The following is a 23,951-nucleotide window of genomic DNA, read 5'->3' as shown; positions in this document are numbered from 1 at the left end:
GGTCAGACCTTCGGTCCCGCCTTCTCGTCACCGGGAAGCGGATAGTCCGCCCCTTCCCACGGCGAGAGGAAATCGAACTTGCGGAATTCCTGGTTGAGCCGGACAGGCTCGTACACCACCCGCTTCTCCTGGTCGTCGTAGCGAACCTCGACGAAACCGGTGGTCGGGAAATCCTTGCGCAGCGGATGGCCCTCGAAACCGTAGTCGGTCAGCAGGCGGCGCATGTCGGGGTGACCGACGAAGAACACGCCATAGAGGTCGTAGGCCTCGCGCTCGAACCAGTCCGCGCCGGGGAACACGTCGATCAGCGACGGCACCTGCGTGGTCTCGTCGGCCTGGGCCTTGAGCCGGATCCGCGTGTTCAGGGTCGGGGACAGGAAGTGATAGATCACGTCGAAGCGTTTCTCGCGCGACGGATAGTCCGCGGCCGTGATGTCGGTGAAGTTGATGAACCGGCATTTCGGATCGTCGCGGAGGTACTTGACCACCTCGACGATCTTGCTGACCTCGACATCCACCGCGAGCTGGTTGAAGGCAACCGAATGACCGATGGCGGCGCCCGGAAGCGCGCTAACGATCGTCTGCCCCAGGGCGTCGAGCTTGGCGTCGTCCATGACGTAAAACCTTAGCGTTCGATGGTGCCGGTGCGGCGGATCTTCTTCTGCAGCAGCAGCACGCCGTAGAGCAGCGCTTCCGCCGTGGGCGGGCAGCCCGGCACGTAGATGTCGATCGGCACGATGCGGTCGCAGCCGCGCACGACCGAGTAGGAGTAGTGGTAGTAGCCGCCGCCATTGGCGCAGGAGCCCATCGAGATGACGTAGCGCGGCTCCGGCATCTGGTCGTAGACCTTGCGCAGCGCAGGCGCCATCTTGTTGGTCAGCGTGCCGGCGACGATCATCACGTCGGACTGGCGCGGCGAGGCACGCGGCGCGAAGCCGAAGCGCTCGACGTCGTAGCGCGGCATCGAGACCTGCATCATCTCGACCGCGCAGCAGGCGAGACCGAAGGTCATCCACATCAGCGAGCCGGTACGGGCCCAGGTGATGAGGTCGTCGGTCGCGGCCACGAAGAAGCCCTTGTCGGACAGCTCGGAGTTGACCTCGAGGAAAAACGGATCGTTGGCGCCAACCGGCCTGCCGGTCGACGGATCAAGGATGCCCTTGGGGGCCGGCGCGACGACCGGGCCAGAGGACGTTGCAGGGTTCAATCCCATTCCAGTGCTCCCTTCTTCCATTCATAGGCGAACCCGACCGTCAGCACGCCGAGGAACACCACCATGGACCAGAAGCCGGTCGCGCCAAGCTTGCCGAACGCCACCGCCCAGGGAAACAGGAACGCCACCTCGAGGTCGAAGATGATGAAGAGGATGGCGACCAGATAGAAGCGGACGTCGAACTTCATGCGAGCGTCGTCGAAGGCGTTGAAACCGCACTCATACGCCGACAGCTTTTCCGGGTCCGGCTGCTGGAACGCCACGATGAAGGGCGCGATCAGCAGCACGAGGCCGATGAGGCCCGCTACCCCTATAAAGACGACGAGTGGAAGATAGTTCTGCAGAATGCCGCTCATTGACGAGCCCTTTTTCCCGCAGCCTCGGGACAGCCACGGATTCGTCCAGTTTGGAATTGTTCTGAGCCTTAGCGCAGTGCACCAATGGGCGCAAGACACGCTCTTTTTAGGCCCTTTACCGCCCCCAGAACGATAGAAATCCCGGAATCGCCCCGCGGCTGGTATGGAGCAGATCGCCAATCCCAGCAAGGGCGGCCACAGTTTTGCAGGGCAGCCGTTCGAGGATTGCGGCACACGGGCCGAGGCAGCTATTTGCCGCGTGTCGTCCGCGATAATTGCCCGGTTTTTTGGGTGCGGCAGCGCACCCAAACCCAGGCAATGACCAGCACCGGGGCTCCCACCGTCACCCAGGCGACATACTGGCCGACCGTTCCCCAGAGTAGCGCAGCCAGCAGGCCGGTGATGGTCGCAGCCGCGAGCAGGATGGGTGCAGCAAAGACACGTATCCACAGGCCCGAGCGGTCAGAGGAGCCATGCATCACGACGGGACCGGGGTTCGTCTGGCGAATGCGTCGCTCCGGGCGGGCGCGCGCTTGCGCCGCCGTGCCAGCCAGAGATAGAGGCCACTGCCGATCACAACGATCGTGAGAATGTCGAGCACGGCCCAGATCACCTTGAGCGGCATCCCGCCATAATCGCCGAAATGCAGCGGCTGCGAGATCAGGAGCGCCTGGAGATAGACCGGCAGCGCCCGGCTGTCGGCGACCTCCCCTGTTTCGCCGTCGAGCAGGACCGGCTTGAGCAGCCGCGCCGTCAGCGCCGTGTCGCCGCGCATGAAGGCGGCGAAGTGGTGCGAGGAGGTGAACGGCGTTCCCGGAAACGCGATGAAGGCAACCTCCATCCCGGGCGCCGTCTGCCTCGCGCGCGCCACAACATCGTCGAGCGAAGCCAGATGCGACGGCGGCGGCTTGCCGGCATAGGGCGCGACCATGCTGGCAAGCTCGGTGGCCTTCCACTGGTTGAGCATCAGCTCGGCCCAGGTGTTGACGACGCCGGTGAGGCCTACCACCAGTGCCCAGGCCACCGTCACGACGCCGATCAGATTGTGCCAGTCGAGCCAGCGCACGCGGCGCGAGGCGTGGCCGCGAATGGTGGCAAAGCGCAGCCGGCGGGTGAACGGCCAGTACAGCACCACGCCGGAGATGATGGCGATGGCGAACAGCAGGCCCATCCCGCCGAGGAACAGTTTTCCGGGCTGGCCGGCAAACATGTCGGTATGCAGCTTGAGCATGATCAGCATCGGCCCGATGCCGACCGGTCCGAGCAGCTTGGTCGACATCGCATCGAACGCGCGCACGGTCGTGTTGTCGGGCAGCCCGTTGACGGCGCTGTTGGTGAACGCGGTCACGATCCCGGGCTCGTCCTTGTCCCAGGCGATATATTGCAGCACCCGGCCGGGATCGGCGGCGAGCGCGGCGTCGGCGACGGCTTGCGTCGTCGCACGCGCCGCGCCCGCGTGAGCTTCGGGCTGGGGGGCATAGCCCAGGAGCTCATCGATCTCGTGATGGAAGATCAGCGGCAGGCCGGTCAGGCAGAGCAGCAGCAGGAAGACGGTCGAGATCAGGCTGGTCCAGGTGTGGACCACGGACCAGAGCCTGACCGTGCGCGCCTTCACGAGGCCCTCCCCTCGCCGGTGCCTACCACTTGTAGGAGACGCTGGCGGTGACGCGCCGGCGGTCGCCGTAGAAGCATGACGAGGCCGCCGCGCAGCTTGCGACATAGATCTTGTCGGTCAGGTTGATCACGTTGATTGCCGTGCGCCAGTTCTGCCACTCGTAGTGGACCGCGAGGTCGCCGAGCACGACCGCGGGAACCTCGAGGGTGTTGGCGGCGTCCGCCCAGGAGGCGCCGACATAGCGCACGCCGCCGCCGAAGCCGAATCCCGCAAGCGGTCCGTCCTTGAATGTGTAGTCGGCCCAGCCCGAGACCAGGAGCTCAGGCGTGTTGGTCGGCGTCTTGCCGACCAGCGCCGGGTTCAGGTCCCTGCTGGTGAAGAGATGATAGGCCGTGAAGGCGCCGATGAACTTTAACTCCTTCGTCGCATTTGCGACCGCTTCGAGCTCGATGCCGCGCGAGGTCACCTCGCCGGTTTGGTTCTGCAGCGTGGTGATGATCGGATCGGTAGTGGGTACATTCTGGCGCTTCAGGTTGAACACCGAGGCAGTGAAGTAGCCATCAAATCCCTTGGGGGCGACCTTGACGCCGATTTCGGCCTGCTGGCCGGTCTCCGGCTGGAACAGCTGATTTTGCGCGTTGAGCCCGATAATCGGGTTGAAACTCGTCGCGTAGGAGATGTAGGGCGCGATGCCGTTGTCGAAATTGTAGATCAAGCCTGCGCGACCGCTGAACTGGCTGTCATTGTTGCTGGCGAGCGTCGCCCCAGTGTCACGGGCGGCCTGCGTCGTCTCGACCCAGTCGTTGCGGCCGCTCAGCACCAGCGTGAAGTTACCGAGCTTCATCTGGTCCTGGAGGTAGGTGCCGGCCTGCTTCTGCGTGATCAGGAAGTTACGGAACGGCGGGCCTGTGAGCGGGATGTTAATGCCGTAGACCGGATTGAGCACATTGATCGGAGGAACGGTGCCGAAGTTGAAGGCCTGATAGTCGTCGATCTGATAGCCCTTCAGATCGACACCGAACAGCATCGTGTGCCTGACAGGACCGGTGTTGAAGCGATATTCCAGCTGGTTGTCGAGATCGGCCTGGTTGGCGGTATCCTTCGCATACCAATTGTAGCGACCGAGAGAGGCCGCATTGATATTGTCCCAGCCGTTGCCGATGTAACCGCGATAGGTCAGGTCGATATGCGCAAATCGCGCATTCTGCCGGAACGTTAGATCGTCGGTGACATTGCGCTCGAACTGATAGCCGAGCATCTCCTGCTCGCGCGTGAACTTGTCGACGCTGGGATCGCCGGCGAAGAAGCTGGTCGGGATCTTGCCGAACGGCGCGTTGGTCACCGTGCCCTGGTAAGGCAGGAAGTTGATGCCGCGGGTGTCGGTCTTCGATGCCGACGCCAGAACCGTGAAAGTCGTATCGGCATCCGGCTTCCAGGTGAAGGACGGCGCAATGAAGTAGTTGTTGTCCGGCGTGAAGTTGACCTGCGTGTCGCCGTTCCTGATCTCGCCGACGACGCGGTAGAACAGCTTGCCGTCCTGGGGCTGCGTTGCAACGGGCCCGCCGACATCGAAGCCGACATAGGCGTTGCCGAAATTGTTGACGCCGGTCTCGATGTAGCGGATCGGCTCGGTCGGCGGCATCTTGCTGATGACATTGACGATGCCGCTCGGGCTCGATCCACCATAGAGCACCGCCGACGGGCCGCGTAACACCTCGACTCGCTCCATATTGGACGGCGGAAGCCGCCAGCTCGCATAGGCCGTGTAGAACAGCTGCGTGCCGTCGAGAAACAGTCCGATGTCGTCGGACTTGAAGCCGCGGATCAGCCACCAATCGTTGCGCGTGTCCGCACCGAAGGTGCCAGCCCGCACGCCGGCGGTGTAGCGCAGAACCTCGTCGAGCTTGGTCGCCTTCTGGTCGCGGATCTGGTCCGCGCCGATCACCGACACCGATTGCGGCGTCTCCATGATCGGCGTGTTGGTCTTAGTGCCCGACGAGCTGCGGTTGGCGACGTAGCCGTTCACCGGACCGCGCGGCGTCTCGACGAAGCCGACATTGCGCTGCTGAAGCGGTCTGCGGCTGGCGGCGGTCTCTACCGACGGCCGCGCCACGCGGCGGGCGGCCGCAGCAGGTGCGCGGCGTCGTGCTTCCGGCGCGTTGACGGTGACCGACGGCAGGTTTTGCGCACCGCCTTGCGCCGAGGACTGCGCAAGCGATGCCTGCGGTACCACTGCGAAAGCAGACGCGGTCGCCAAGACGACCGACCGCAGCATACGAAGACTGTTCAACGCGCACCCCAACATGTCTGTTTGCTTGCGTCATGCCGTCGTTCCCCCAACGGCAGGCGCTTGCAGTGACGCTTAGGTGAGCGCGCGCGAATTCCCTAATTGAAAACCTCTTAGAAGGGTTCTTAGAAATGATCCAACATTCCCGGAGATTTCCGAGAGATCAGCGTGAAACTTTCTCGGCTTCGAGCATCTTCTCGGCTGTCGCCGTGAGACGGTCGATCTGCGCCAGCAGCGTCTCGAACTCGTCCTTGCTCAACTGTTCGAGCAATTGCCGATTGCGCTCCTGCGCGCCTTCGACGATCGCATCATGCGCAGCGAGCCCTGCCGCTGTCAGCGCGACCAGCACCTCGCGGCTGTCCTTCGGGTTCGCCGACTTCGCGATCAGCTTGCGCGAGACGAGCTCCGCGAGCGCGCGGCTGATCTGGCCCTTGTCCTGGCCGACGGCTTCGGCGAGCCGCGCCACGCTCATCGGCGGACGGCGACCGAGCGAGGCGACGAGACCGAACTCGACCGAGGACAATCCGGCGAGGCGTTTGTAGCGCAGGATGGCGCCGCGCTTGAGCAAATTGGCGAGCACCATCAGCCGTGACGACAGCATCACGGTGATCGGCGCCGGCGAGTGGCTTTCGTCCGCATCGGGCGATGCGTGCCCGTCCCTGCTCGATGTCTGGCTCATGATCCACCTCTGCCAAGAAAGCCGGGGCGTGCCAAGCGCTGGTAGCGCAACCTCCCCAACCTGATTCCAAATGCGATTAAGAGGCATTCTGGAATATCGTTGACATTGTCATCGAATTATTTTTCACTGGGTCACCGCATCAAAACGACCCGGCCACCTAAGGCCAGCGGCGGGAGGAACAGCATGACGATGACCCAGCGGGATCGCGATCTCGGCACCGCCTATGCGATGAAGCCGGCGCACACGCGCACCGAACTCACCTCGGTCGTTCGCGGCACGCCGATGGGCGAGCTGCTGCGCCGCTACTGGCATCCGGTCGCGCTGGTCAGCGATGCCACCGACAGGCCGAAGAAGGTCCGCGCGCTCGGCGAGGATCTGGTGCTGTTCCGCGACAAGCACGGCCGTGTCGGCCTGCTCCATGCACGCTGCTGCCATCGCGGCACCACGCTCTATTACGGCAAGGTCGAGGAAGACGGCATCCGCTGCTGCTATCACGGCTGGAAGTTCGACGCCGAAGGCCATTGTCTCGAGCAGCCCTGCGAGCCCGACGGCGGCCAGTTCAAGGACAAGGTGCGCCAGCCCTGGTACCCAGTCGAGGAGCGCTATGGGCTGATCTTCGCCTATATGGGCCCGGCCGAGAAACGCCCGGTGCTGCCGGCTTACGAATGCCTGGAAAACATGGACGAAGGCGAGTTCGTCGAAGCCGACGATTCCTCGATCGGCGGCGGCGGCCCCGCGATCATCCCCTGCAACTGGCTACAGCATTTCGAGAACGTGGTCGATCCCTATCACGTGCCGGTGCTGCACGGCTCGTTCTCGGGGCCGCAATTCACTGACATGATGGCCTCGATGCCGGAGGTGAGGTTCGACAAGACGCCGCGCGGCATCGCCGTGCGCTCGATCCGCAAGCAGGACGACGGCAAGGTGTTTTATCGCGTCACCGAAGCGGCCCTCCCCACGCTCCGTGTCGTGCCGAACCCGCGCGTGGCGCAATTCGCCCGCGTCGAGTCGATCGGCTGGACGCTGCCGATCGACGACACCTCGTTCCGCATCTACGTCGCCGGCCGCGTCAAGACTTCCGGCGACATCGGCCGCATGCGCTCGAAGTTCAACGGCAAATTCTGGTGGGACATGACGGAAGCCGAGCACCAGCAATTCCCGGGCGATTACGAGGCCCAGGTCGGCCAGGGCCCGCAGACCATCCACTCCGAGGAGCATTTCGGCCAGAGCGACCGCGGCATCCTGATGATCCGGCGCATGCTGAGCGAGCAACTGGAGGCGATGGAGGCAGACCGCGATCCGATCGGCGTATCGTTCGACGCAAGTGCTGCGCCAGTCGAATTCGAAGCGGGGAATTACATCCGCGAAGGCTGAGTTTTTGGCGCGTTTTCTTCACGCAAACCGGTATCCACTTCGCTCGAAAACGCTCTCGACCAGCCTCACGAAGGGCTGGACCGGCAACGATAACAAAGACAAATTGGGGGGATGCGATGGTCGATGTGACGTCACAGATGTCGGTGCAGACGACTGCGGCGGCAAAGCCCCCGGCGCGGCGCTATTACGTGCTGGGCCTGCTCACCATCATCTATGCGCTGAACTTCCTCGACCGCACGATCTTCAACGTCCTGATCGAGCCGATCAAGAAGGAGTTTCAGCTCAGCGACACCATGATGGGTCTGCTCGCGGGCTTCGGCTTCGCACTGTTCTATTCCCTGCTCGGCATTCCCATCGCGCGCGTCGCCGACCGGCTCAACCGGCGCAACATCGTCGCGGTGGCCCTTGCGTTCTGGAGTGCGATGACGGCGCTGTGCGGGTCGGCCTCGAGCGTGACCTCGCTGGCGCTGGCGCGCATCGGCGTGGGCATCGGCGAATCCGCGGGCTCGCCCGCCTCGCAATCGATCGTCGCCGATCTCTTCACCAAGAACGAGCGCCCGCGCGCGCTCGGCATCTACGCCATCGGCACCTATCTCGGCGTCTTCCTCGGCTATTTCATCGGCGGCTACGTCAACCAGCACTATGGCTGGCGGATGGCGTTCTACGTCGCCGGCCTGCCCGGCATCCTGCTCGCATTGATTCTGTGGCTGACGATCTCCGAGCCGAAGCGCGGCGCGATGCAGGAGAGTTTTGTGCCCGAGCCGCTCGGGCCGACACTGCGCTTCCTGGCCTCGCAGCAGAGCTTCATCATCGTGCTGGTCGGCTTCTGCCTCACCACCTATACGAACTACGCAACGGCGGCCTGGATCCCGCCGTTCCTGGCACGCGTGCACCATCTGTCGAGCGCCGAGATCGGCACCTATGCCGGGACCTTCAAGGGGCTCGCCGGCATGGCCGGCACCCTGCTCGGCGGCTTCGTGGTGGCGCAAATCAGCCGCCGCGACGACCGCTGGAAGCTGTGGGCGCCGGCGATCACCTCGGGGCTCGCCGGCCCGGTGTTCGCGCTGTGCATGCTGACGCAGGATTTCGCGATGATGGTCGCGATGCTGGCGCTGACCTCGTTCCTGGTCGGCTTCCATCTCGGACCGATCTTCGCGATCGCGCAGACGGTCGCGAAGCCGAGCATGCGGGCGCTCGCCTCCGCCCTGATCGCGCTCACCGCCACCTGCTTCGGCCAGGGCGTCGGCCCGCTTGCCGTCGGCATGGTCAACGACGCCCTCAAGGGCACTTACGGCGCGGACGCCGTGCGCTATTCCCTGCTCTCGGCGGCGGTCACGACCACACTGGGCGCCCTGCTGTTCGTCTGGGCAGCCCGTTCGATCCGGGACGATATCGGCCGGGCGGCCGCCTGAGACCTGTTCCGGCCGCCAGCCCGGCGAAACCAAGCGGGCGTATTAATGAAACCATTTTGCGGAACCCGCGAAACCATCCGGAAACAGATGGTCCTTAAGACATGAGCCCATAGACGGCGGCTAAGCCCGTCGGGAGGCTTATATGAACCACTCAATTCACTCGGCTGATCGTGGCACCCACCTGAAGATCGTGGTGGTGGCGCTGGTTGCTGGTATTCTGGTCGCCGGCTTCGGGATCGCAGCCCGCACCAATGCCGATTACAGCCAGACCGCCCAATCGGCCCACGTGATCAAGGCCGGGAAGCCCGTTGCCGTGACCAGCGCAGGCACGTCGGAGATTCGCTGACACGCCCTGTTTCGGGCTGACAGAGGCCGCCGCCTGGCGGCCTTTTTCGTTTTCCAGAGCAATGCTTAGCCGATGCGTCCTGACAAAGCGCAACGTCCTTGACTTCACCAAGCCCCGCCTTTAAGTCCCCCCTCGTTCCGCGCGCTTTCAGCGAACCACGCGGGAGTAGCTCAGTTGGTTAGAGCGCCGGCCTGTCACGCCGGAGGTCGCGGGTTCGAGCCCCGTCTCTCGCGCCATTGTTTCAATGGCTTAGCGGTGGGTAACCCCCTCAGTTTCAACTTTCCCCACCACCGAGTTTCAACTTTCTGAGCTTGTTCTGTTCCGAACCGAGCAGTCTCCGGCCGATTCTGCGCGCCTCGTCCGCGGCCCGAACCGCCGCAATGTTAACTGGCATGTAGGTCTTCTGCAGCTTCCGGTTTTGGTCGATGCTGTTCGCCATCTTGGCGGCAATGGTCTCGACGGACGCCCCTCCGGCATTCGCCTCGACCGCGCCTGTCCGGCGCATGTCCATGAGTCGGCGCATCTCGCCCCTGCCGAAAACCGACCGGCGCAGGTCCGCGAAATCGTCGATTAGCGAGTCTTTGGTGTATGGAACCGGGAGACGTGGCCGGCCGCCCTTTCCAGTCGGCTTGAAGCCCTTGGTCCGGAAGATCGGCGCGTCGTCGTGCAGGTCGTAGTCCAGCTCGGCAACGTAGGCCTCGACAAGCCGCTGCGAGCGGGCTGTGAGCGTGCCTATCGCTGGCTCGCCTGTCTTAGCCCGATCGCTGGTAAACGCCATGTCGGAGCCGCTGGTAACGGCCTGGGCGGGTGTCAGGGTACGGGCGTCCACTGGAGCAAAGCCGGTATCCCACGCAATGGCGATGATGCAGGCCAGCCCTCGATAGCCGGTGCGCCATCCTTCCTTGACGAGGCGAACAACCTCGCCCTCGCTCCATGTCTCGGTGCGGCCGGGCACGCCAGTCTTTCGGATGATCTGTGACGGGTCCGCTTCGGGCGTACAGAGCTTCATGCCGGCCAGTACGTTGTACAGCGCCCTCCAGATCTTGAGCGCCCGTCCGGCCTCGCCATTGCCCTTCACAACCTTGAGCTGGCCATACCACCGGTCCAGCAATTCGAAGGTGACGGTCTTTGGATCAACGTCACCGAAAACAGGATAGATGTACTTCCAGCCGCGGTCCCAATCTTCGCGAGTCCGCGGCGGCTTCGACTTCCACTCGTTGCTGCGGCGGAAACGCTCAAAGCCATCGCCCACACTGCCCGTGGGGTAGACGCGCGCCGGTGCTTTCTCCAGCCCCTTGCGGGCGCGCTGGTAGCGTTCCTCCCAGTCCTTTGCGATAGCCCAAGCATCAGGGCCGTCGTGCCCGCAGGACACGATCCCAAATCCCATGGCGCGCATCTTCGCGGTGGGAAGCCAGTAGCCATGCTTCCCTTTGCGCACCACGTAATGCTTGAGTTTAATGTTTCCCAAGGCTGGCCAACCGCTCCTCGAATACGTCACGGGCATCTAAGGCCACACCAGATGATGCACCGAGCCCGGCGCGTCGATCCAGCCAGGCGTCAATGGCCTGCAGATCATAGTGGCCCGTCACCGGGCAGGCAGCCGGGAAGCCAATACGCTGCAGGGCGGATAACTTGGCTCGGAAGTCGGACTCTGTCAGGTGTAGGCGTCGCGCGGCCTTCTGTGGCGGCACGAGGCGCGGGTCGACGGGGAAGCGGATCGCGCTTCCACGAATGTTGTCGTTGGCTGGATTGGGCAAGGCGCGCCCCTGAAATGAACTGCTCGCAAACCTCGCCGGCTTGAGCCGACGCACACGGCGTAGAACGCGCCACCAAACAGTATATATCGAGCCAGCGCGGATCATAGGCAAAACCCGTAAATTTCTTCGGCGATGGCGAAAAAAGCCCGCCCGTCATCCGGCATTTATAAGCAGACCGACCCACATGTGGCCTCAAGCCTCAAGCGCTCCCGCGCTATGCGGTCTGCCGACACACCTGTGCGCATAGCGTAGTCTAGGCAGACCCGAATTCGCTCGCGATCATAGGGTGGCCTCATCTCCTGTATCGCTTGTCCGACCGCTAAAGCTAGGTCGAGTAGCTGTTCGCGAATCCTCTCGATCAACCCCGCAACGTCGCCTTCGGCACCCGCTGAGCCGTCGTAGAATCCAGCGCATGTATCGTAAAAGCGGACCATCTCTGCGATGTTATGGGGATCCGGTTCGCTAAGCGACTCCAACAGATGATAAGCAGTATCGCGCCGCCCGTCTTTATGAACGGTGGCAGCCTTGATGAAGCCGCCCCGTCTAAAGCCAACAACAAAGCCTAGCTTTGCTCCACCCAATATCGAGACCAAACTGCCCAAGCGCGGACTTTCACTGTTCGTATATGCCATAGAACCCACCCTTTTGTAGCGGAATCGCTACACAGTAACCATAGTCACGGCTATTGCTACGTCAAGTCGTTTTCGCTACAGTGTAGCGGTTCCACACGACTTTGGGGGTGCCAGTGATTTCCGCTTCTCAATCCCGAATGGCCCGCGCTGCCCTCAACCTGGGTGTTCGTGAGGTCGCTGAGGCCGCCGGGGTGTCCACCAACACGATTACTAGGCTAGAGCGCGGTGAGGAGCTGTTGCCCAGGACGGCCGCCGATATCCGCGCTGCACTCGAAGCCGCCGGAGTTATCTTCCTCAGCGACGGCCAATCGATCGATGGCGGGCCTGGAGTGCGGTTCGTGAAGCGGGGCAAATGAATGACCCAGCTCAAACCATTCGCATTTGTCTTGATGCCGTTCGCGTCCGACTTTGACGATATCTACAAAGTCGGGATCAAATCTATCGCAGATGAGCTCGGGATTGTCGCTGAGCGAGTTGACGAACAAATCTTTTCCGAGACCATGCTGGAGCGGATTTATCGCCAGATCGACGCTGCAGATTTTATCATCGCAGACATGTCCGGTCGGAATCCGAATGTGTTTTACGAGGTTGGATACGCTCACGCTCGTGGGAAGTTATGTACGCTACCAGCTCGCTAAGCGTAAGAGCCTGCGCCGGCGACGGTGCCGAATTGCCGAGATCAATCATTTGAGACCTTGGTGACTCGCGTGCTAGAACGCCGCCACGAATTGAATTGAAGGGAAGTGAACTTTGGCCAAAAAGAAGACCGTTCGTCGCGAGTGGACTGCTGCCGATATCAAGGAACTGAAGGCGCACTCCAAGGCACGGACGCCCGTCGCCAAAATTGTCAAGATGACCAAGCGAACCGATGGCGCGCTACGTCAGAAGGCTCTCGTGTTGGGAATCGGCCTCGGGCATCAGCGGTAAATTGACGCTGGCTCGATCATACTGATTTCCACAAGCCGCCAAATTCCGATATTGTTTTAACGATCGCATCTGCCCCGACCGGGTGCAGACTGCTTGCGTCCGTCAAGGCAGCCGGAGCGTTCGCCGCCTTGGGGCTAAGGTCTCGCCTTCGCCAGCCCCGGCGGGCCCTCCCTCAGTCAATAGAATTGACCTAATAATTTTCTTGCAAGTGTAACTTTGATAACATTGCGCCCGGCTCCCTCGCTGTAGGCTTTATCTCGCCGGGGCTGGATCCATATTTCACGTTTTCATTTTAACCCGGCTGGCCGCAGAGGTCCGCCGCTGCGGCCTTTTCGTGTGGCGCCTACCGTCGCGTCGCGGCTCGTTGGCTCACCCGATCCGTAGATTTTCCGCCGAGTCTTTTCCGCGATTGTTCACGACGTCGAAGCTAACCTTGGCTCCCTCTGCGAGCGAGGTGAAACCAGCTTTCTCGACTGCCGAGATGTGGACAAATACGTCCTTGCCGCCCGAATCTGGTTGAATGAAACCGTACCCCTTCGTCGGGTTGAACCATTTTACCGTCCCCAAAGCCACTTAACTTCTCCATATTTGAAAACGAAAACTAGTGCCGGAATTCCGACAAAAGAAAGGCTGGCCCGGCGCAAGCTGAAGAGGGATCAATGATCGTCTTTGCGTACGCTAACACCGCCAAACAGGTCGGCGACGTCGATCACATTAAGGTCTTCGCGACGGTCGATGCCGCGGAAACGTGGTTCGAGGAGAACGATCCCGAGGGAGTGGCATTCGAGTACGACGTGATAGGCTCACCAGCTTGATCCGCGGCGCAAGCTGCCGTGCACTTTCATCATTTGAGGATTCGCGATTATGCCCAAGGAAAATTGCCTGATCGTCCGTGCGGCCGGAAAACAGCTCGATCTACTGCGCGGAGAAGCTTCCCGAATTGCGAAGGAGAATAAGGTCGACTGGTGGATCGATCGGGCCGACGTCGGCATGGTCTTCTGCTTTGAAGACTCGAAGGCGAAAGATGCTTTCGCGCTCACTTGCGACAGCTTCGGCGTTCCATGCCAAGACGGGTTAGCCAAAAAGAAACCCGCGGCCAGCTGAGGCGAACTGGCGCGGAAGCATTGCCAACTGAGGCGGCCCTACGAGAACCGACCCATCGCCCAACGCGCGTTAGACGATGAGCGGTTCCGGGTGGATGGCGCGAACCTAGGAACGAGCCACAGACCGATTGCTCAATCTTTCTGTCGGACGATCGTTCCTATTGAATGACCAACCTCGGGATCCAGCTGACGGCCTTACAGGAAAAAGAGGCCAATGACGGTAGCCGCTACCGGCAGCATCCCCAGCACGATCACAACGCCACGATAGACCAATTCGTTACGCATTGGGAAAAAGTAGCACGGCTGGAAGCAGCATGATGAGCAAAATTGCTCATTTCGCGACTTATTGGGACAGCAGGTAGGCGAAGCCGGCTACCATCATCGCCAAGGAACAGACGATAATAGAGCGCGTATCGGTCCATCGTCGTCAGTTATTCTGGCGGCCGCAACCCGGGCGATCTCAGCCACTCGCTCATGTGTGAGCCGGTCTCAGCTTGCCGAGCCCTGCGGAGGAGATCCTCTCGTTGAGGACAATGGGGGAGGGTTTTGGCTTGTTCGCGGAGGCGTTTTGCTTCTTCGGCAAGTCGTTCTTCCAGTGACACGGTCTGCGTGAAACGACGGCGCTGTTTCATGACACAACCTCGTCTTTACGGGTCCTAACCGCAGGATTTGAGTTCTCGCGAGCTTAATATGCAGACAGGGCGCCTTCGGTTCCAAAGTGAACTTTTCAAATCAAACCACCGTGAATTTCAAATCAGGCCACTGGCCTCGAAAACAGGCCAGCGCCGGCAATGAGGCGGCCTTACCACATCATGGATGCGATTACCGCGAGGGCAAGCGCGGTTGATGCCCATACCAGCGATTCATAAAGCCAGCTGACGGCGGGTCATTTGCTGCGCCTCCCTGACAATACGGAGGGAGCGCTCGGCAGCGCGGGTCGAATTGAGCTAAATCAATGAAACGCTCTTTCGAAGAGAGCGAAGGCGATCAGTGCTACCGGCACAAGGCCAAGCACAACTACCGCGATACGAAACAACCATTCACGACCCATGAGTGATCATAGCAACCGGTTCCAAAGGCAAGCTATGCAGTTTGTGCCAATTTCTTCAAAGCCGCGAACCCGCCTCAGGACAGTACCCATGCGGCGAGGCGCCACGCTATCCAGGCGAGCGTGCAGATCCAGCCCAGCGTTGCGATGCCCGCCAGGCCGAGCACGCACAACCCGAACAGCGAACTTTCCGAATCCGGTACGTCGGAAAGTTCTTCGGTCGTCTCAACCTGGTTCACAACATCCCCTTGCCTTGCGGCCTGCTGTGCATCGGTGCCCGCTCGTTCCGGACGTGAGACGCTCTGGCTGCCCAGACGGGCGAGCGCACGCTGATCCCGGATACTCATGGACGCCCTGACGGTTGGGAAAAACTGGCAACTCGTCGCCCGGTGATTGGTTGCTATCAGAAAAAGGCGCTTGGGCTCGCTCCTAAAATACCCACGGATGCGACCTGCAGAAAATCCGGGAACGGCTGGTCCATGATGCGCTCCATGCTATGCAGGCGGGAGCCCTATCGGTCTCTCAGCCACCGACGCCCACGGGCAGTGCCTCAGCCGGTGATGGAGCATAGATGGTCCCCGATCTCTCTCTGCAACTGCGCCCGCAGCCCGAGCACGACTTCAACAGGTTCGCGGTCGCAACCGATCAGCGACTGTGGATTGCGATCTAGCGGGCTAGCGGCGAACTTCGATCGGCCGAGCGCTGCGGCAAGCGCGATCCTAATGGCCCGGTCGTGTGGATTGTTGAGGCCGCGCCGGAAAAGCTTGATTGCCTCTGGGGTAATGTGCGCAGAATGGCGCCGCTTGGCGCGCCCTGCGGGCCTTACCGGCACGGTGGTTCACCGAACTGTTCGAGCCCCCAGCAGGCGTACCTCGATCCATTCGGATGTTCCGCGCGCCACCTAGCCATGATTTCCGCCCCGAACCGCTGCCAAGCATCGCGCGCCGCCTCTAGGTCAGGATGGCCGTGGGCGTCGAGTTCGCAGATTCCTTCCAGATCCCCCGTGCACGGCCAGCCCATTTCGAGCGCCCATTCCCAATCATCGAGAGTGCCCGTGTTGCGCCGCTTGTTGTTCCGCTTGCGCACGGGCATCAGCGGCGAACCCCGTAAGTTGCATCGCGAGGCATTCGCGGTCCGTCATCCGACTGCACATCCAGCCCTAGTTCGCGGCACAGGATCCGAAATCTGTTCTGCGCCTTGTGCTCAATGTCGCACCATGGCGAGGATTTTTGGCAGCCGAACCTGTCAAGCACGACATGGCCATGCTCCGCCAATGCGGCGCGGGCCTTCTCCGCCTCGTCCATGCTCTCGCACGCCAAACGCAGCAAGTGTCGGTGATGGTCGTCTAACTCGAAGTCCGCGTGCACCTGGCGCCACCACGTCCTGGCGGCGCGCGAGAGGTGCTCGGGCGGTTTGGGTGAGGCCATTCAGGTCTCCAAAATATTTTAAACTCTGGGGCACCCTTCACGCGCGTTGCATGGGGCGCCCGGTAATTGACGGCGAAGATGGAGGGGATCTGCCCCACCCCTCCCCGGCACTCGCTAGAGGATGCCGCGGGCTCGCATCTTCGCCTCGATGCGTCGGCGAGCTGCCTCGTTGTTGTCGGCGGCGGATGAACGCATAGCCGCAGTCGTCGTTGGATAGGCCGGGAATGCCGTCAACGTTAGCTCGAACAGATCTACATCTGTAATCGTTCGCAACGGCAATCGGTCGCCACCGTCGTCCCAAGCTTCAGCGCGTACTCTGAAACCAAATGAGCATCCACGGACATCCTGCCTGCCTACCGTTCCCAGTGCGGTCTGGCCCTCTGGCGTTGAAGGATCGACGGTCAGAGCAAAGTACAAGCCAGCGCTACTCTCTCGCAGAGAGAGTGTTCCAGCCGCCGTCCTGCCCAGAACGCGGCCGGAATCATGATCGAGCAACATCACAACGTCCGGCTTCTCTTTCAGAGTTCGACTGAATGCTCCCGGAGCAATCCTTTCCCGGAAGTCGCCGCCGATTACGGTTTCGTCACCGAACACCACAGCAAAGCCGGTGATCACGTTATCTGTCACGCAACTTCTCCTCGGCGGCAGCGAGCCGGGCCTCTCGCTTGCCAAGCTTGGATTGCGCCCGCAACTCGCGCGCAATCTCGACGGGGTCGGTGTTGGCGTAGGTTTCGGACTTGCCGGGCAGTTTGATGCGGCGCGATTGCTTGCTTGACCGCGCACGCTCTGAGGTGGCTTTCTCAAGCATTGTGACCCGCCTCCCGGACTTCCTTCAGAAAATAGCTGATCTTCCCATCATGCCGATCGCCAAGAAAGAACGCACGAATCGGTCGCAAATAATCGAGGCGCACGTCTTCGCGTTCAATATCGTCAAGGAGCGCATCATGATCTTGGCGAGCAGCCTCCAGATCTTTGGCAGCGTCACACACCGCACCAAGGCGGCGCCGGTACTCTGGCAGCATAGCGCTACAAACAAGCTTGCTAGCGACGTTGCGGGCTTCATCGAGGCGCCTAAGAATCACCTCTTGTCCAGCCTCGATCGTGGACATCTCGGTAGCGATTTCACGCTGCCGCTGCGTCAGCATTGTCAGGCTGTCTGGAGCATCGCCGAGCAAGGCAGCCACTTCAGGTGGAAGACGCTGACCTCCGGCCGCCTTCTCCGTTTCAATCGCGTTGCGAAGTTTAGAGCGTTCGGCACTCAGCTCGCGATACCGATCGTTCAGCGCTTCCCGTTTGGCGATTAGACCAGCGTAATTGCTGTCCGATTCAACCAATGACGGGATGCGAAACGGTTCCGCAGTGTCTTTCTTCGCCATTACTTATCGTCTCCAAAAAGTTCGGTGATTGCATCAGCAAGCGCCGCCACGCTGATGGTGGTTGATTGGTGATGTCCGTTTGACTGCCAGTGCGAGCCGGCTTTTCCGACCTCGCAAAAGCGCTGAACGCCGCCAGCCGGCTTATGGATCGCAACCGCTCGCCAGTTACAGGAGACGGCAATCTGCGACTTGCGAGCCTCCGCAACACCTGCCCTGGCATCCTCAACCAGGATGGAGATAGCGATAGGTGCATTCGGAATTGAATCGGATGCGCCGTTGAGATCAGCACCTCCTGGCGTCATTCCATGAAACGCTTGGACTGCGCCCACCGCGTTGTGCAGCTCTGTGTCCGAGGCGAGCGCAACAACGAGGTCGAGGACATTGTCCTCGTCTAGGACGGGAGGCACGCCGGGCGCGCCGGAGGGCAGTAGGCCGGCCTCCTGTAACCGCCTCGCGATTCCGGTGCTTCGCGAACGCGGGAAATCAAGATGGCGCTCAATTGAGTCGAGCGCAGCGTTTAGCGTGGCCATTTGGCCGCTATCCTTTCAGATTTGGGAGTTGCGATTAGAGGAGAAAATAAAAAGCCGCCCAGCGGCTTCACGGCTCAAGGCCGGAAAAAGGACGCCGGTCGAAACCGGCGTTAAAGTCGGTGCACGTCACGTGAGACAGAAACCTGCCTATAAGGACTAAAGAGTTTGGGTGCCTTGCGAGCGTACACGCCTATGTCGGGTGGCGGACATTGCGTTGCCCCAAGGCTGGCCTGGCCTATTTGAAAATATATCCCAACTATGGAACCGACAGCCGCGTATCTGCATATTCAAATCGGCAGTTCCGTTGACGGATTAGGACACCGTATTCGGAGGTTGAGCGATGAGTGAACGGCGTAGGTTCAAACAAACAGACATCCTAGAGGTCCGTCTTGCCGAAGAAGCGAGACGCCTCCGCGAACAAGCCAAAGCCCTTCCCCACAGTCCTCAACGAGAGGACCTCCTCCGCAAAGCCAGACAGGCTGAGACCGGCTCGCACATGAGCGAGTGGCTGAGATCCCCCGGGTTGCAGCCGCCGAAGTAAGAGCAGGTTGACTCTGCGTGTTCCGAGGATGAAACTGCAAGGAACAAGCAGCAGGCATCGGCGGATGAAAGACTATCAGGCTCAGGCGGAAAAGCTTCGCAAAGACGCGGCCGAGTGCGCGCTGATCCGAGATTTGGCAACCGATTCAGCCAAGCGTGAGCTTTTTGATCGTCTCACCAACCATCTCACGCTTCTGGCCGACCAAGTTGAAATGGCGATGCTAGAACGGAAGACTGGCTAAGACCGCCTAGAACGCTACTTGTCGGGGGCGTTGACCGGGGGGAGCGGCTGCGTGGGCAGGACAGCCGTCTGATGCCCACGCGATAGAGCCAGTGCGAGCGCCAATAAACCTACGGCCAAAATGACTGCCCTATGCATATGATCATCTTACATCACCTAGTGGCATGCACAATTTGACAGAAGTCGAAGGGCGCCAGGTGGCCGCCTCTCCGTCAAGCCGCATCCTGCTCGCCCTCCGCCAGCGCTGCGTTAAGCGCAACGACCGCCGCGCGAACCTCCTTGCCGGCCGAGCGTTGCGCATACTGCCCGCTGAATCCCAGATATTCGCCGATCTCGCCTAAGGTGCCGTCACCCGCCGCCATGTCCAAGCTGGTTGCGGTTTTATGACCCAACCGGGCACGCAGCTTCTCGGTGTCCAGTGCCCGAGTCAACTCCACCTGGGCGTCTGGCATTTCGGCGTCGAAGATCTCGGCATCGGCTTTCTCGCTCTTGCGCGTGCGTATCTTGCCGAAGAGGGCGTCGGGACTGGTCCATTTGTGGCCGTCCCAAACCTTGACCAGCTTATTGTCGACCCAACGCGCCCGCTTGTTCTTGACCGCCCAAATCAGTTGCTTAGCGCTGACATCCACCATCTCGCGGTCCATGTTCGGAGCTACGGGTTGCTCGCCACCCTCCACGTCATTCTCGTCCGGCTCATTGTCGTTCGCAGCCGTGCGCGGCGGCTCGTTCAGGCTGCGCCAGAGCTTAAGGCCAAGGAATGTAGCTTCGTCCCGCTCGCGCTTACACCACGTCAGACAGGGCGACTGCTCGTGGTGTGTGGCATGGGTAGCGGGGGCTGATGCTAACCAAGCGCGGCGGGCGGCAAGCCCTTCTGGGGTGTTGGGGAAGTCGCTGGCCTGAAGCGGTGCGTTGTCGTTTGCGGGGTTCATGGTAGTCCTCGTAACGTGACGAAAAGGCCACTCGCGCGGCTCTTGATTTCGCCAGCCTCTGCGGGCCGGTCGAATAATCAAACAATCAAAGAAGATTCTGTGTGCCGTGCTGGCCCTTGGTTCGAGGGTGGCAGGGATAAGATGGCCCCTGCCCGGTCACGCCGCCTCCTGCCCGAGGTAGCCACAGAAGCAGCCATCCTCATCGACATGAAACCGCGCGCCGATGAACTCGTGCAAATCGTCGCTCGCGCTGCTACAGGCCGGCCTGTCGGTACTGCAAGCGTCTGTGAAATATTCCAACTCGTCCACGTCAAGCTGCTGCGTTTGCAGGCTACCGTTCGTGTCACGGTATTTCACCCGCGCTCCCCCACCGGCTGCCGGCTTAATCCACGTCACCACACACGATGGGAAACGGTTGGCCCGCCTATTGTCTTGCGTGAACTCATAGGTGGTAAGCCAGCGCTTTTGCTCAAGCCACCGGGCAAGGCCCATGCGCGGTCCCTTGGCAGATGCACGCCACGACTCCGCGGCCCTTACCATACGGGCCTGCTCTGCTTCGTCAGGCGCTATGGCATCATACTGTCTGCGGGCCTCGACCAGGTTGTCACCTGGCTTGGCGTACGCAGCTGCAAGCAGATCGAACCCACCCGCAAGCTCGCCGCCCCCGGCGGCGGGCGAAGCTTGCGGAATATCTATATCACTACAAGTAGACGCGTCCGTAGGCGCGTCTCTTGTATGTGTGTCTTGTGGCGTCACGTCACGCCCGGTTGTGACATTACCGGGCGTCGTGTAGCGCCCGGTACATGGCGTCACGTCACGCCCGGTTGAAGTTGTGGCCAAGCCGGCGTCGTGTAGCGCCCGGTTGGCCACATTTGGTAGTTTGCCATGTGCAGCATTTTCGAGAATGTAGGGCGGCACGACGTAACGGGAGGCATTCTTTTGGCCCGTGCCCTTGAGGGTGCGGACGGCCCAACCCGACGCCAGTAGGCAATCAATCCCGTCGCGCACCGTTCGCACCGATATCTTGCAACCATCCGGCGCCCTAGCATTCAGGTGAGCCGTGATATGCTCGCGCGAGGCCAGCGCATCGCCGCGCCCGTCGTGTTCCCAGTCAATCAGGAAATCGAGCACCTTCCTGGCTGCGGGCGTGAGTCGGTCATCCCACTCCGCTAGTTGGGACAGGTTTCGTTCGGCCTTGATGCTTTTTGGATTCTCGGCGCCGTAAAGCCAGAAGTCGCGGCTGCGCTTAATGTCGGAAGCGCTACCGGGCACGGGCTCGCGCTGTTTATTGGTGCTCAAGCTGACACCCTCCGACCGCGACCGCGGCGCGCGCCAGGCCATCGGCAACACTGCGATCAAAGGTCAGCGAATGACCAAAAACACGCAGCGAGCCGTCTGTCTTGCGAATGACGGAAACATCCATCGCCCGAACTCCGGGCGCAATCTCAACGTCGATAGAGGCAAAGCGCCTCCCGCCCGAACATGGGCGCACGTTCAAAATCTTCACTCAAATATCTCCCAATACTAAAAGATGCCCGCGCTCGCATGAGACAATGCGTACTGTGAATTCGGCTCAAAATAGAATTTGCCATCTAGCTCACAGAGGATGAAGCCCCTGCGATCCATGAACGCCATCGTCAAGGCGAGTTGCCTGTGAAAATCCGTTAGACGCGGATCTTTCATTACGCCCAAAGCATATGCTCGACGTTTTGCTCGATTACCCATGGAATCTCCTGATGGAGAAAAAGATCGCGCCCCGGCCTGAGCCAGTCGGCGCTATTGTTGCCGAGGTGTGCCGCCGAATCTGGTTGGTCGCACAGAACCAAATACGGTTGGCGGCGCGCAGACACAGGGCGCCGCTTTAGAAAAATGAGGGTCGGGACAAGACGGTTGGCGCGCCAAGGAGTCTCCGACCAGGGCGGCCTTCTTTTGTTCTTACAACAACTTAAAAGCGATTTATCCGGTTGTGCGGTTGTGTTTGCGGTCGGAATAGAGTTCCCAAAACCGGGTTTCAACTTTGCCTTTTTTGGTGCTCGTTTCGGTTCCCAGAAAGTTGAAACTCTGATTGAATTCGCGGGCCTTCTGTCCGGCCTGTCACGCCGGAGGTCGCGGGTTCGAGCCCCGTCTCTCGCGCCATTTTGGCAATCCCTTCATAGTCTTAGCCCGAACTTCTCGATGCCTTTCGCGGCATTGCCGGCGTCCGCCGGGAACTCGTGGCATAGTCAGCCCGCGCCCGAATCGTCTACGCCTTCCAGGACTTGGAGGGATCCCCACGCTTGACCGGCTTTTCCGGGGCTTCCCTGTCATTGAGGAGGCCAGACATGGCTAAGAAGGATTCGGCCAAGAAGGATTCGGCGAAGAAGGCAGCCGCTCCCGCCACCATCACGCTCAAGCACCTCGCCGCTGACGTCGCGGAGAGCCAGGACCTCTCGAAAAAGCACGCCGAGGCCGTCCTGACCGACATGGTCGATCTGATCGCCAAGCACCTCAAGAAGGGCGACCGCGTCCGCATCGTCGGGCTCGGCATCCTCCAGGTCCGCAAGCGCGCCGCCCGCACCGGCCGCAACCCCACCACCGGCGAGGCGATCCACATCAAGGCCAGCAAGAAGGTCGCCTTCCGCCCGGTCAAGGAGCTCAAGGAAGCGATCTAGCAGCTACGTTTCGTTAAGCCTGATCCGCTTCGTTCCGGCCGCATCACGGCCCGCTTTTCTGATATACCGCCTGCATCCCCCAAGACCCGGCGGTTTGACCAGAAATGTCCTCCCTCTCCTTTTCGCACACTGTGACCGAACGCTTCCTGCGCTACGTCACCATCGACACCCAGTCCGATCCGGAATCCCCGGCCTCGCCCTCGACCGAGAAACAGAAAGATCTCGGCCGCGTGCTCGCCGCCGAGTTGAAGGCCATGGGCGTCGCCGACGCGCATCTCGACGACTTCGGCTACGTCTACGGAACGATCCCGGCCAACACGACCAAGAAGGTGCCGGTGATCTGCTTCTGCTCGCACATGGACACCTCGCCCGACGTGACCGGCAAGGACGTCAAGCCGCAGCTGGTGAAGGACTATCGCGGCGGCGATATCACGCTGCCGGGCGATACCAGCCAGGTGATCCGCTTCACTGAACATCCCGCGCTGAAGAACCAGATCGGCAACGACATCATCACCACCGACGGCACCACGCTGCTCGGCGCCGACAACAAGGCCGGCGTCGCCGAGATCATGGATGCCGCGCATTTCTTCATCAACAACCCCGATGTGAAGCACGGCACCATCAAGATCCTGTTCACGCCGGACGAGGAGATCGGCCGCGGCGTCGACAATGTCGACCTGAAGAAGCTCGGCGCCGATTTCGGCTACACCATGGACGGCGAGAGCGCCGGCAGCGTCGAGGACGAGACCTTCTCGGCCGACGGCGCCACCATCACCATCAACGGCGTTAGCGCCCATCCAGGCTACGCCAAGGGCAAGATGGAGCACGCGATCAAGATCGCAGCCGCCATCGTCGAACGCCTGCCCAAGGAAGGCTGCTCGCCCGAGACGACGTCAGGCAAGCAGGGCTTTCTGCATCCGATCGGCATCGACGGCGCGCTGGAGCAGGCGACGCTCTCCTTCATCGTGCGCGACTTCACCGAGGAAGGGCTGAAGGAGAAGGAAGTCCTGCTGGAGAACATCGTCAAGGACGTGATGAAGGACTATCCGCGCTCGACCTACAAGTTCGAGGTCAGGGAGCAGTACCGCAACATGAAGCAGGTGATCGACCGTCACCCGCAGATCCTCGAATACGCGATCGAGGCGATCCGCCGTGCCGGCCTGCGCCCGATGCGCACCGCGATCCGCGGCGGCACCGACGGCTCGCGCCTGTCCTTCATGGGCCTGCCCTGCCCCAACATCTTTGCCGGCGAGCACGCGTTTCATTCGCGGCTCGAATGGGTCAGCCGGCAGGACATGGAAAAGGCGGTGCAGACGATCGTGCATCTCGCGATGATCTGGGAGGAGAAGGCGTAGGAACGCTGCTACCCCCGGCAGCAGGGCAAAATAATTCCGAGCCCTGCGGAACGATCCAGTGCGGGGCGCGTTAGCGCCTCAAGTCCCAAGGATGAGAATGTGAGCACATAAGGCCTCAGCCGGTCAGCCCCGGGCTGGGGCCTTTCCGCGTTT

33 protein-coding genes and 1 tRNA gene are annotated in these 23,951 nt (G+C 61.3%); 14 read left to right on the top strand and 20 right to left on the bottom strand.

The features are described from left to right. Positions 1 to 2: 2 nt before the first annotated feature. The 7 genes from AB7Z56_RS20115 to AB7Z56_RS20085 all read right to left on the bottom strand — a co-directional run bounded on the left by AB7Z56_RS20115 (position 3) and on the right by AB7Z56_RS20085 (position 6,150). Positions 3 to 614: an NADH-quinone oxidoreductase subunit C gene (locus AB7Z56_RS20115; RefSeq protein ID WP_085400362.1), complete on the bottom strand. Its 612-nt coding sequence runs from the start codon at positions 612 to 614 to the stop codon at positions 3 to 5. An 11-nt stretch (positions 615 to 625) separates the two neighbouring features. Then, positions 626 to 1,213: a NuoB/complex I 20 kDa subunit family protein gene (locus AB7Z56_RS20110; RefSeq protein WP_014494855.1), complete on the bottom strand. Its 588-nt coding sequence runs from the start codon at positions 1,211 to 1,213 to the stop codon at positions 626 to 628. Continuing rightward, positions 1,204 to 1,569 (bottom strand): NADH-quinone oxidoreductase subunit A, encoded by a 366-nt coding sequence (locus tag AB7Z56_RS20105; RefSeq protein WP_007603535.1) that lies wholly within the window; start codon positions 1,567 to 1,569, stop codon positions 1,204 to 1,206. Before AB7Z56_RS20105 ends, AB7Z56_RS20110 begins: the two co-directional genes overlap by 10 nt. Positions 1,570 to 1,817: 248 nt before the next feature. Continuing rightward, positions 1,818 to 2,048, bottom strand: coding sequence for a hypothetical protein (locus AB7Z56_RS20100; protein WP_063982974.1), 231 nt, complete (start codon positions 2,046 to 2,048; stop codon positions 1,818 to 1,820). After that, positions 2,048 to 3,184, bottom strand: coding sequence for a PepSY-associated TM helix domain-containing protein (locus tag AB7Z56_RS20095; protein ID WP_135216781.1), 1,137 nt, complete (start codon positions 3,182 to 3,184; stop codon positions 2,048 to 2,050). The genes AB7Z56_RS20100 and AB7Z56_RS20095 overlap by 1 nt, the downstream gene beginning before the upstream one ends. A gap of 22 nt (positions 3,185 to 3,206) precedes the next feature. After that, positions 3,207 to 5,459: a TonB-dependent siderophore receptor gene (locus tag AB7Z56_RS20090; protein WP_208089450.1), complete on the bottom strand. Its 2,253-nt coding sequence runs from the start codon at positions 5,457 to 5,459 to the stop codon at positions 3,207 to 3,209. Positions 5,460 to 5,634: 175 nt separating this feature from the next. Then, entirely contained in the window at positions 5,635 to 6,150 is a 516-nt protein-coding gene (locus tag AB7Z56_RS20085) for a MarR family winged helix-turn-helix transcriptional regulator (protein WP_038943030.1), read from the bottom strand. Positions 6,151 to 6,333: 183 nt separating this feature from the next. Between AB7Z56_RS20085 and AB7Z56_RS20080 the strand changes: the two genes are divergently transcribed. The 4 genes from AB7Z56_RS20080 (at position 6,334) to AB7Z56_RS20065 (ending at position 9,518) form a co-directional block, all read left to right on the top strand. Then, positions 6,334 to 7,524 carry an aromatic ring-hydroxylating dioxygenase subunit alpha gene (locus AB7Z56_RS20080; RefSeq protein WP_135216779.1) on the top strand — a complete coding sequence of 397 codons (1,191 nt, stop codon included), beginning with the start codon at positions 6,334 to 6,336 and terminating at the stop codon, positions 7,522 to 7,524. 116 nt (positions 7,525 to 7,640) lie between these two features. After that, complete coding sequence (locus AB7Z56_RS20075; protein ID WP_354112917.1) at positions 7,641 to 8,936, top strand: spinster family MFS transporter; 1,296 nt, start codon at positions 7,641 to 7,643, stop codon at positions 8,934 to 8,936. A 142-nt stretch (positions 8,937 to 9,078) separates the two neighbouring features. Next, on the top strand, positions 9,079 to 9,282 hold the full coding sequence (locus AB7Z56_RS20070) for a hypothetical protein (RefSeq protein ID WP_028149044.1): 204 nt from the start codon (positions 9,079 to 9,081) through the stop codon (positions 9,280 to 9,282). A 159-nt stretch (positions 9,283 to 9,441) separates the two neighbouring features. Continuing rightward, a tRNA-Asp gene (locus AB7Z56_RS20065) sits at positions 9,442 to 9,518 on the top strand. A gap of 38 nt (positions 9,519 to 9,556) precedes the next feature. Here the strand turns inward: AB7Z56_RS20065 and AB7Z56_RS20060 are convergent. Continuing rightward, on the bottom strand, positions 9,557 to 10,750 hold the full coding sequence (locus AB7Z56_RS20060) for a hypothetical protein (RefSeq protein ID WP_354123701.1): 1,194 nt from the start codon (positions 10,748 to 10,750) through the stop codon (positions 9,557 to 9,559). Further along, positions 10,737 to 11,039 (bottom strand): hypothetical protein, encoded by a 303-nt coding sequence (locus tag AB7Z56_RS20055; RefSeq protein WP_354123700.1) that lies wholly within the window; start codon positions 11,037 to 11,039, stop codon positions 10,737 to 10,739. Before AB7Z56_RS20055 ends, AB7Z56_RS20060 begins: the two co-directional genes overlap by 14 nt. Before the next feature lie 769 nt (positions 11,040 to 11,808). Here AB7Z56_RS20055 and AB7Z56_RS20050 point away from each other — a divergent pair. From AB7Z56_RS20050 to AB7Z56_RS20040, 3 genes are all read left to right on the top strand, one after another. Continuing rightward, entirely contained in the window at positions 11,809 to 12,027 is a 219-nt protein-coding gene (locus tag AB7Z56_RS20050) for a helix-turn-helix domain-containing protein (RefSeq protein WP_354123699.1), read from the top strand. Further along, on the top strand, positions 12,028 to 12,309 hold the full coding sequence (locus AB7Z56_RS20045) for a hypothetical protein (protein ID WP_441256404.1): 282 nt from the start codon (positions 12,028 to 12,030) through the stop codon (positions 12,307 to 12,309). A gap of 112 nt (positions 12,310 to 12,421) precedes the next feature. Beyond that, the gene (locus tag AB7Z56_RS20040) at positions 12,422 to 12,598 is read left to right on the top strand and encodes a hypothetical protein (RefSeq protein ID WP_354123692.1); all 177 of its coding nucleotides are present in this window, start codon (positions 12,422 to 12,424) and stop codon (positions 12,596 to 12,598) included. A 369-nt stretch (positions 12,599 to 12,967) separates the two neighbouring features. Here AB7Z56_RS20040 and AB7Z56_RS20035 read toward each other — a convergent pair whose 3' ends face one another. Next, complete coding sequence (locus AB7Z56_RS20035) at positions 12,968 to 13,171, bottom strand: cold-shock protein (protein WP_038935862.1); 204 nt, start codon at positions 13,169 to 13,171, stop codon at positions 12,968 to 12,970. An 86-nt stretch (positions 13,172 to 13,257) separates the two neighbouring features. On the opposite strand from AB7Z56_RS20035, the gene AB7Z56_RS20030 reads away from it, so the two are divergent. The 3 genes from AB7Z56_RS20030 to AB7Z56_RS20020 all read left to right on the top strand — a co-directional run bounded on the left by AB7Z56_RS20030 (position 13,258) and on the right by AB7Z56_RS20020 (position 14,019). Next, positions 13,258 to 13,413, top strand: coding sequence for a hypothetical protein (locus tag AB7Z56_RS20030; RefSeq protein ID WP_354123691.1), 156 nt, complete (start codon positions 13,258 to 13,260; stop codon positions 13,411 to 13,413). A gap of 49 nt (positions 13,414 to 13,462) precedes the next feature. Continuing rightward, entirely contained in the window at positions 13,463 to 13,702 is a 240-nt protein-coding gene (locus tag AB7Z56_RS20025) for a hypothetical protein (protein ID WP_283016418.1), read from the top strand. A 164-nt stretch (positions 13,703 to 13,866) separates the two neighbouring features. Then, on the top strand, positions 13,867 to 14,019 hold the full coding sequence (locus tag AB7Z56_RS20020) for a hypothetical protein (RefSeq protein ID WP_354123689.1): 153 nt from the start codon (positions 13,867 to 13,869) through the stop codon (positions 14,017 to 14,019). A 113-nt stretch (positions 14,020 to 14,132) separates the two neighbouring features. On the opposite strand, the gene AB7Z56_RS20015 is transcribed toward AB7Z56_RS20020, so the two are convergent. The 7 genes from AB7Z56_RS20015 to AB7Z56_RS19985 all read right to left on the bottom strand — a co-directional run bounded on the left by AB7Z56_RS20015 (position 14,133) and on the right by AB7Z56_RS19985 (position 18,082). Continuing rightward, complete coding sequence (locus AB7Z56_RS20015; RefSeq protein ID WP_084795130.1) at positions 14,133 to 14,333, bottom strand: hypothetical protein; 201 nt, start codon at positions 14,331 to 14,333, stop codon at positions 14,133 to 14,135. 493 nt (positions 14,334 to 14,826) lie between these two features. Then, positions 14,827 to 15,096 carry an RNA-binding protein gene (locus tag AB7Z56_RS20010; protein ID WP_354123688.1) on the bottom strand — a complete coding sequence of 90 codons (270 nt, stop codon included), beginning with the start codon at positions 15,094 to 15,096 and terminating at the stop codon, positions 14,827 to 14,829. Between the two features lie 744 nt (positions 15,097 to 15,840). Next, positions 15,841 to 16,176 (bottom strand): P27 family phage terminase small subunit, encoded by a 336-nt coding sequence (locus AB7Z56_RS20005; RefSeq protein WP_354123687.1) that lies wholly within the window; start codon positions 16,174 to 16,176, stop codon positions 15,841 to 15,843. Between the two features lie 114 nt (positions 16,177 to 16,290). Continuing rightward, positions 16,291 to 16,803 carry an HK97 family phage prohead protease gene (locus AB7Z56_RS20000; RefSeq protein ID WP_354123686.1) on the bottom strand — a complete coding sequence of 171 codons (513 nt, stop codon included), beginning with the start codon at positions 16,801 to 16,803 and terminating at the stop codon, positions 16,291 to 16,293. Continuing rightward, on the bottom strand, positions 16,793 to 16,984 hold the full coding sequence (locus AB7Z56_RS19995; RefSeq protein ID WP_354123685.1) for a hypothetical protein: 192 nt from the start codon (positions 16,982 to 16,984) through the stop codon (positions 16,793 to 16,795). Before AB7Z56_RS19995 ends, AB7Z56_RS20000 begins: the two co-directional genes overlap by 11 nt. Beyond that, complete coding sequence (locus AB7Z56_RS19990) at positions 16,977 to 17,552, bottom strand: hypothetical protein (protein ID WP_354233675.1); 576 nt, start codon at positions 17,550 to 17,552, stop codon at positions 16,977 to 16,979. The genes AB7Z56_RS19995 and AB7Z56_RS19990 overlap by 8 nt, the downstream gene beginning before the upstream one ends. Next, positions 17,552 to 18,082 carry a hypothetical protein gene (locus tag AB7Z56_RS19985; protein ID WP_354123683.1) on the bottom strand — a complete coding sequence of 177 codons (531 nt, stop codon included), beginning with the start codon at positions 18,080 to 18,082 and terminating at the stop codon, positions 17,552 to 17,554. The genes AB7Z56_RS19990 and AB7Z56_RS19985 overlap by 1 nt, the downstream gene beginning before the upstream one ends. Before the next feature lie 340 nt (positions 18,083 to 18,422). On the opposite strand from AB7Z56_RS19985, the gene AB7Z56_RS19980 reads away from it, so the two are divergent. Both AB7Z56_RS19980 and AB7Z56_RS19975 read left to right on the top strand, forming a co-directional pair. Beyond that, a complete protein-coding gene (locus AB7Z56_RS19980; RefSeq protein ID WP_354123682.1) occupies positions 18,423 to 18,623 on the top strand; it encodes a hypothetical protein in 201 nt (66 codons plus the stop codon). A gap of 64 nt (positions 18,624 to 18,687) precedes the next feature. Next, positions 18,688 to 18,864, top strand: a complete 177-nt coding sequence (locus AB7Z56_RS19975; RefSeq protein ID WP_354123681.1) for a hypothetical protein — start codon at positions 18,688 to 18,690, stop codon at positions 18,862 to 18,864. 211 nt (positions 18,865 to 19,075) lie between these two features. Here AB7Z56_RS19975 and AB7Z56_RS19970 read toward each other — a convergent pair whose 3' ends face one another. The 3 genes from AB7Z56_RS19970 to AB7Z56_RS19960 form a co-directional block, all read right to left on the bottom strand. After that, a complete protein-coding gene (locus AB7Z56_RS19970; RefSeq protein ID WP_354123680.1) occupies positions 19,076 to 19,792 on the bottom strand; it encodes a hypothetical protein in 717 nt (238 codons plus the stop codon). 156 nt (positions 19,793 to 19,948) lie between these two features. Beyond that, a complete protein-coding gene (locus AB7Z56_RS19965) occupies positions 19,949 to 21,091 on the bottom strand; it encodes a hypothetical protein (RefSeq protein ID WP_354123679.1) in 1,143 nt (380 codons plus the stop codon). After that, positions 21,078 to 21,299: a hypothetical protein gene (locus AB7Z56_RS19960; protein ID WP_354123678.1), complete on the bottom strand. Its 222-nt coding sequence runs from the start codon at positions 21,297 to 21,299 to the stop codon at positions 21,078 to 21,080. Before AB7Z56_RS19960 ends, AB7Z56_RS19965 begins: the two co-directional genes overlap by 14 nt. A gap of 814 nt (positions 21,300 to 22,113) precedes the next feature. On the opposite strand from AB7Z56_RS19960, the gene AB7Z56_RS19955 reads away from it, so the two are divergent. Beyond that, positions 22,114 to 22,443: an HU family DNA-binding protein gene (locus AB7Z56_RS19955; RefSeq protein ID WP_063982968.1), complete on the top strand. Its 330-nt coding sequence runs from the start codon at positions 22,114 to 22,116 to the stop codon at positions 22,441 to 22,443. A gap of 104 nt (positions 22,444 to 22,547) precedes the next feature. Continuing rightward, positions 22,548 to 23,798: a peptidase T gene (pepT, locus tag AB7Z56_RS19950; protein WP_014494845.1), complete on the top strand. Its 1,251-nt coding sequence runs from the start codon at positions 22,548 to 22,550 to the stop codon at positions 23,796 to 23,798. The last annotated feature ends 153 nt before the right edge of the window (positions 23,799 to 23,951 follow it).

Source organism: Bradyrhizobium sp. 482_C4_N1_8 (assembly GCF_052075965.1).
In the GTDB taxonomy this organism is placed as follows: domain Bacteria; phylum Pseudomonadota; class Alphaproteobacteria; order Rhizobiales; family Xanthobacteraceae; genus Bradyrhizobium; species Bradyrhizobium barranii.
This window is presented reverse-complemented; position numbering and strand designations above follow the sequence as displayed.

Coding starts and splice junctions, on each gene's coding strand:
- AB7Z56_RS20050 (WP_354123699.1), top strand. CDS start 11,809: ATGGCCCGCGCTGCCCTCAACCTGGGTGTTCGTGAGGTCGCTGAGGCC.
- AB7Z56_RS20015 (WP_084795130.1), bottom strand. CDS start 14,333: ATGAAACAGCGCCGTCGTTTCACGCAGACCGTGTCACTGGAAGAACGA.
- AB7Z56_RS20025 (WP_283016418.1), top strand. CDS start 13,463: ATGCCCAAGGAAAATTGCCTGATCGTCCGTGCGGCCGGAAAACAGCTC.
- AB7Z56_RS19975 (WP_354123681.1), top strand. CDS start 18,688: ATGAAAGACTATCAGGCTCAGGCGGAAAAGCTTCGCAAAGACGCGGCC.
- AB7Z56_RS20080 (WP_135216779.1), top strand. CDS start 6,334: ATGACGATGACCCAGCGGGATCGCGATCTCGGCACCGCCTATGCGATG.
- AB7Z56_RS19955 (WP_063982968.1), top strand. CDS start 22,114: ATGGCTAAGAAGGATTCGGCCAAGAAGGATTCGGCGAAGAAGGCAGCC.
- AB7Z56_RS19980 (WP_354123682.1), top strand. CDS start 18,423: ATGAGTGAACGGCGTAGGTTCAAACAAACAGACATCCTAGAGGTCCGT.
- AB7Z56_RS20090 (WP_208089450.1), bottom strand. CDS start 5,459: ATGCTGCGGTCGGTCGTCTTGGCGACCGCGTCTGCTTTCGCAGTGGTA.
- AB7Z56_RS19970 (WP_354123680.1), bottom strand. CDS start 19,792: ATGAACCCCGCAAACGACAACGCACCGCTTCAGGCCAGCGACTTCCCC.
- AB7Z56_RS19990 (WP_354233675.1), bottom strand. CDS start 17,552: ATGGCGAAGAAAGACACTGCGGAACCGTTTCGCATCCCGTCATTGGTT.
- AB7Z56_RS19995 (WP_354123685.1), bottom strand. CDS start 16,984: ATGCTTGAGAAAGCCACCTCAGAGCGTGCGCGGTCAAGCAAGCAATCG.
- AB7Z56_RS20075 (WP_354112917.1), top strand. CDS start 7,641: ATGGTCGATGTGACGTCACAGATGTCGGTGCAGACGACTGCGGCGGCA.
- AB7Z56_RS20010 (WP_354123688.1), bottom strand. CDS start 15,096: ATGAGTATCCGGGATCAGCGTGCGCTCGCCCGTCTGGGCAGCCAGAGC.
- pepT (WP_014494845.1), top strand. CDS start 22,548: ATGTCCTCCCTCTCCTTTTCGCACACTGTGACCGAACGCTTCCTGCGC.
- AB7Z56_RS20085 (WP_038943030.1), bottom strand. CDS start 6,150: ATGAGCCAGACATCGAGCAGGGACGGGCACGCATCGCCCGATGCGGAC.
- AB7Z56_RS20110 (WP_014494855.1), bottom strand. CDS start 1,213: ATGGGATTGAACCCTGCAACGTCCTCTGGCCCGGTCGTCGCGCCGGCC.
- AB7Z56_RS20020 (WP_354123689.1), top strand. CDS start 13,867: ATGACCAACCTCGGGATCCAGCTGACGGCCTTACAGGAAAAAGAGGCC.
- AB7Z56_RS19985 (WP_354123683.1), bottom strand. CDS start 18,082: ATGGCCACGCTAAACGCTGCGCTCGACTCAATTGAGCGCCATCTTGAT.
- AB7Z56_RS20005 (WP_354123687.1), bottom strand. CDS start 16,176: ATGGCCTCACCCAAACCGCCCGAGCACCTCTCGCGCGCCGCCAGGACG.
- AB7Z56_RS20105 (WP_007603535.1), bottom strand. CDS start 1,569: ATGAGCGGCATTCTGCAGAACTATCTTCCACTCGTCGTCTTTATAGGG.
- AB7Z56_RS20070 (WP_028149044.1), top strand. CDS start 9,079: ATGAACCACTCAATTCACTCGGCTGATCGTGGCACCCACCTGAAGATC.
- AB7Z56_RS20030 (WP_354123691.1), top strand. CDS start 13,258: ATGATCGTCTTTGCGTACGCTAACACCGCCAAACAGGTCGGCGACGTC.
- AB7Z56_RS20045 (WP_441256404.1), top strand. CDS start 12,028: ATGACCCAGCTCAAACCATTCGCATTTGTCTTGATGCCGTTCGCGTCC.
- AB7Z56_RS20115 (WP_085400362.1), bottom strand. CDS start 614: ATGGACGACGCCAAGCTCGACGCCCTGGGGCAGACGATCGTTAGCGCG.
- AB7Z56_RS20100 (WP_063982974.1), bottom strand. CDS start 2,048: ATGCATGGCTCCTCTGACCGCTCGGGCCTGTGGATACGTGTCTTTGCT.